Origin of the sequence: Nonomuraea lactucae (genome assembly GCF_003313395.1) — a bacterium.
GTDB lineage: Bacteria > Actinomycetota > Actinomycetes > Streptosporangiales > Streptosporangiaceae > Nonomuraea > Nonomuraea lactucae.
The window spans coordinates 1-4,384 of the sequence record NZ_QNFZ01000761.1 but is presented as its reverse complement, the minus strand read 5'-3'; the positions used below and the strand labels follow the sequence as shown (position 1 = coordinate 4,384).

Genomic DNA, 4,384 nt, shown 5'->3' with positions numbered 1-4,384 from the left:
GCCATGTGCGCGGCGAACGCCTCCGGCGAGACCCCGGTCCGGACGGCCAGGCCGCACCCCGGCCCCAGCCCGGCCGCGCGCATGGCGCCCGCCAGCCGGCGGACGCTCTCCAGCAGCTCTCCCCGGGACACGACCCGTGACCCGTGCTCGAAGGCCGGGGTGGCGGGGGAATCCCGCAGCGCGTCGAGGAGGGGCCGCGGGAAGAGCGGCTGGGCGGGATCGCGCATGTTCGGCTCCTCTGCTCTCGTCTTCCGGTCCAGCCGGTTGTGCGCGGCGGACCGTCGGCGTACAACCGGCTTGTCGGCCATCGCGTACGTGGCGCGTACGTGGACGCGAACCTAGACACCGCACATCAGAAACCGATCAGAGACGGGCGGCCCGGACCGGGGCCGCCCCGCGGCAGGGAGGAGCACGGCGGTGAAGGTGATCGGCGCGGGCTTCGGCCGGACGGGCACGGCGTCACTGAAGGCCGCGCTGGAGCTGCTGGGGTACGGCCCCTGCTACCACATGTCCGTGGTGATCGACCAGCCGCGCCGGGTCCGGCAGTGGCTCGACATCGGGGAGGGCCGCTCCCGCGACTGGGACGCGGTGTTCGCCGGTTTCCGCGCGACGGCCGACTGGCCCGCCGCCGCCTACTGGCGGGAGCTCGCCGAGCACTATCCCGACGCCAAGGTCGTCCTCACGGTCCGCGATCCCGGGCAGTGGTACGACAGCGTCGCCTCCACCGTCTTCGCCAGTGCCCTGGCCGAACGCCGTCCGCTGCCCTTCCGCCGCAGGCTGATCCGGTGGCTGGTGGCCCGGCGGGCCCCGGACTTCGCCCTCTACCCGCGCATGGCCAGGGCGACGGTCGTGGACCGCGTCTTCGGCGGGCGCATCGACGACCGGGCGCACGCCGTCGAGGTCTTCGAGCGGCACGCCGACGAGGTCAAGGCCGCGATCCCGCCCGAGCGGCTGCTGGTCTACGACGTCCGCGAGGGCTGGGCGCCGCTCTGCGGCTTCCTCGGGCTCCCCGTTCCCGACGAGCCCTTTCCCCAGGTCAACGAGCGCGCGGCGTTCCGACGCAAGCGACCCCGCCGGCTCCTGCGCCTGATCCTGCGCGGCCACTGACCCCGCACCCCGGCCCGTGCCCCACGCGTCCCCCGGAATTGTCCGTGCGGTGCGACAGGATGATCCCCATCATGGTGATCTCCGCTCCACTCCCGTTCACCGCCATGCGCTCGCCGCTGGGCGACATCGTGGTGTTCTACGTCGGCACCGAGCCGAGGCTGACGGCCGAGCAGGCGCTCGCCTTCGCCGACCAGCTCCGCGAGCTGGCCGGCGACCCCATGGCGGCGGCGATGGCCCGGTTGGCCCCCGGCCCTGCCCCGTGCCCTCCGGGATGACGGGCCGATCCGGCAGGTCTCCGGGCCGAGTGGCCGCAGCCCGTGTGCCGTGCGGTGCGGGCTATTTGGCCAGGAAGCCGGTCAGATGGGTGAGGACGGCATCCGGTTGTTCTTCGGCGAGGAAGTGGCCGCAGTCGGGGATCTCCGCGCCTTCGACGTCGTCGGCGTATTCCCGCCAGATGTCGAGCACCGGAACGCGGGCGGGCAGGCCGGCCGCGCCCCAGAGCGCGAGCACCGGCATGGTCAGGCGGCGCCCTGCGGTCCAGTCGGCGTCGTCGTGCTCGGCATCGGCCGGGAAGGACGCGCGGTAGTCGTCGAACCCGGCCCGCAGCGCGCCGGGTCTGCTGAAGGCGCGCACGTACTCGTCGACAGCCTCCTGGACGCCCGCCCGCTGGACCGTCCACCTCTCGAAGAAGTAGCCGAGATACCACGCCACGTCGGCGCCCGCCAGCCGTTCCGGCAGGTCGGGCTGCAGGTGGAACGTCCAGTGCCAGGTGCTGCGCGCGAAGCCCGAGTCCATGTCGAACCGGCGCCACATCTCACGAGTCGGGATGATGTCCATGACCACCAGACGGTCCACCTCCCCCGGGTGGTCGAGGGCGTAGCGGTGGGCGACGCGGGCGCCGCGGTCGTGTCCCACGAGGGTGACCTTCCGGTGGCCGAGGTGGTGGACCAGCAACCGCGCCAAGGCCCGCGCACCGGGCACGCGCCGCACGAGGCACCCCACGGGCAGACGGCCGCACGCCATAGCGCCACCGTTCGGGAAGCTCGCCGTCGTCCACGGCGTGGAGAAGCTACCGGTCGCCTGGTAATGCGGTTACGTTCACAAGTGTGAACGAGCCCGCCATCGACCTGACCGCGATCAGCGCCGTCGTGTTCGACAGCGACGGCGTGGTGACCGACACCGCACGGGGCCACGCGGCCGCCTGGAAGCACGTCTTCGACGCGTTCCTCCGCGGCCGATCGGCCCCCTTCGACATCGAGGCCGACTACCTGCGCCACGTGGACGGGCGACCGCGCCTCGACGGTGTCCGAACGTTCCTCGCCTCGCGCGGCATCGAGCTGCCCGAGGGAGCCCCGGACGACGAGCCGGGCACGCCCACCGTCCACGGACTGGGCCGCGCCAAGGACCGGATCTTCGTCGCCCAGGTGGACAAGTACGGCGTGGCCGCCTTCCCGTCCGCCGTGGCGCTCCTGCACGAGCTGCGCCGCAGGGGCGCGCGCACCGCGGCCGTCACGGCCAGCCTGCACGGCCGCAAGCTGGTCACCTCGGCCGGCGTGGCCCACCTGTTCCACCTGGTGGTCGACGGCGGCGACGCGGCCCTGCTCAACCTGCCGGGCAAGCCCGACCCAGCGCTGTTCCACGAGGCGACGCGGCGGCTGGACGTCCCCGCGGCCAAGGCCGCCGTGGTCGAGGCGGCGCTGCCCGGCATCGAGGCGGGCCGCAAGGGCGGCTTCGGCCTGGTGATCGCGGTCGACCGGGCGGGCCGGGCGGCCGAGCTGCGCGAACGCGGCGCCGACCTGGTCGTGACCGACCTCGGCGAGCTGGACGTGCGGGGCAGGGTCCTACGCTTGACGCCGTGACGGTGCTCATCGACCCCCCGCACTGGCCTGGGCCGCGCGGCCTCATGTGGTCGCACCTGGTCAGCGACCACTCCCTGGCCGAGCTGCACGCCTTCGCGGGGCTGCTCGGGGTGCCGGTGCGGGCGTTCGACCGCGACCACTACGACGTGCCGGAGACCGTCCACGCGCGGGCCGTCGAGCTGGGCGCGCAGGCGGTGAGCTCGCGCGAGCTGCTGCGCCGCCTCGTCGCCGCCGGCCTCCGCCACCGCAAGCGCCGCCCCCGGCCCACCCCGGACCCGTCCTGACCCCACCTCGACTGCCCTGTCCTGCCTGACCAGATGCTGGTGGTCTCTCCGGAGGTGGTCACGTAGCCGGGGATCGGGAACCCGGCCCAGGGCCCTGTCCCACTCCGGCTGCACCTCGACCCGGGCTGGGAGGGCGACGAGGTCTTCGGCGCCGCCCCTGGTCCACGTGGCGGCGCGCATCGCATCGAGCAATGTTCCGTCCGTACCGATCCGCAGGAGCAACTCCACCACTCCCAGCAGCTCATCACCGTCGACCTGGTCCAGGAGGTCGCCGTGCGCGGCGAGCACGCGTGCGAGGTCCGCCCCGGACGCAGCCCGCCGCGGGCCATCGGTAGCAGCCGAGACCGCCCTCAACGCCGTGGCGATCGGCTCGCCGAACCCACCGTCGCCGCTGAGCGCGTCCTTCTCGAACACCCACACGGACCGGCCAAGATCGAGGTCCCATTGGCTCCAGCCGAACGGCAGGTCGCCATCAGCGAAGCGGTCACCGCCCATCAGGTCACCGCCCGCGACCGCACTCAGGTCGAGCTCGCCGCTGACGCAACGGCCCACTGCGCTGAGGGAGGCCGGCGCTCCTATTCCCGGGACCGGCCCGCCCTCATCTGGTCCGTCGTGAGCGACGCCAGCTCGCGGCTCATGTTCGCGCGTGCCCGTTCCTCCCACAGCTCGTACGCCTCAGGGGTCCGGTAGAGCCGTGGTACGGCCAGCAGCCTGCGCAGCACCTCGGCCCGGCCCAGCCTGAACAGGTCGTCGGGCACGTGCGCGTACTCCTCGCGGATCCGGGCCGCATAGCCGTCGTAATCGCCGTGACCGTCGGGGCCGTGGGGGCCGTGGGGGCCGGGGCTGCCCAGGACCGCCAGGTCGGCGTCACACAGGACCGCCCCGTTCGCGTCGTCCGGGGCCAGCCGGTCGTGCGCGGCGGTCAGCCGTACCAGCCGGGCCACCTCGGCGACGCGCGCGGCAGGCACCCCGCAGCGGGGCAGCCGCGACAGGGCCAGCCAGGCGCTGCGCTCCTCGTCCCAGCCTGGCCTGCCGTCGTAGACGGCGTCGTGGAACCAGGCCGCCAGCCGCACCGCGACCGGGTCGTCAGCCGCCCCCGCCAGCCTGGCCTGCCGTCGTAGACGGCGTCGTGGA

General features: G+C 73.7%; 7 protein-coding genes. 4 read left to right on the top strand and 3 right to left on the bottom strand.

The window, feature by feature from the left end:
- Nucleotides 1–227 (bottom strand): hypothetical protein (locus DQW85_RS26940; RefSeq protein ID WP_476703617.1); only part of this gene is annotated, 227 nt, incomplete at its 3' end.
- 190 nt (nt 228–417) lie between these two features.
- Between DQW85_RS26940 and DQW85_RS26935 the strand changes: the two genes are divergently transcribed.
- Together DQW85_RS26935 and DQW85_RS26930 are read left to right on the top strand one after the other, a co-directional pair.
- On the top strand, nt 418–1,107 hold the full coding sequence (locus DQW85_RS26935) for a sulfotransferase family protein (RefSeq protein WP_113702720.1): 690 nt from the start codon (nt 418–420) through the stop codon (nt 1,105–1,107).
- 71 nt (nt 1,108–1,178) lie between these two features.
- Nucleotides 1,179–1,382 carry a hypothetical protein gene (locus DQW85_RS26930; RefSeq protein WP_162795409.1) on the top strand — a complete coding sequence of 68 codons (204 nt, stop codon included), beginning with the start codon at nt 1,179–1,181 and terminating at the stop codon, nt 1,380–1,382.
- Nucleotides 1,383–1,443: 61 nt separating this feature from the next.
- Here DQW85_RS26930 and DQW85_RS26925 read toward each other — a convergent pair whose 3' ends face one another.
- On the bottom strand, nt 1,444–2,097 hold the full coding sequence (locus DQW85_RS26925) for an alpha/beta fold hydrolase (RefSeq protein ID WP_240197450.1): 654 nt from the start codon (nt 2,095–2,097) through the stop codon (nt 1,444–1,446).
- Nucleotides 2,098–2,213: 116 nt separating this feature from the next.
- On the opposite strand from DQW85_RS26925, the gene DQW85_RS26920 reads away from it, so the two are divergent.
- The gene (locus DQW85_RS26920; RefSeq protein WP_113702717.1) at nt 2,214–2,966 is read left to right on the top strand and encodes an HAD family hydrolase; all 753 of its coding nucleotides are present in this window, start codon (nt 2,214–2,216) and stop codon (nt 2,964–2,966) included.
- Nucleotides 2,963–3,250, top strand: coding sequence for a DUF4031 domain-containing protein (locus DQW85_RS26915; protein WP_113702716.1), 288 nt, complete (start codon nt 2,963–2,965; stop codon nt 3,248–3,250). Before DQW85_RS26920 ends, DQW85_RS26915 begins: the two co-directional genes overlap by 4 nt.
- Before the next feature lie 575 nt (nt 3,251–3,825).
- Here the strand turns inward: DQW85_RS26915 and DQW85_RS26910 are convergent.
- On the bottom strand, nt 3,826–4,384 hold a 559-nt coding region (locus DQW85_RS26910), incomplete at its 5' end, for an HD domain-containing protein (protein ID WP_113702721.1).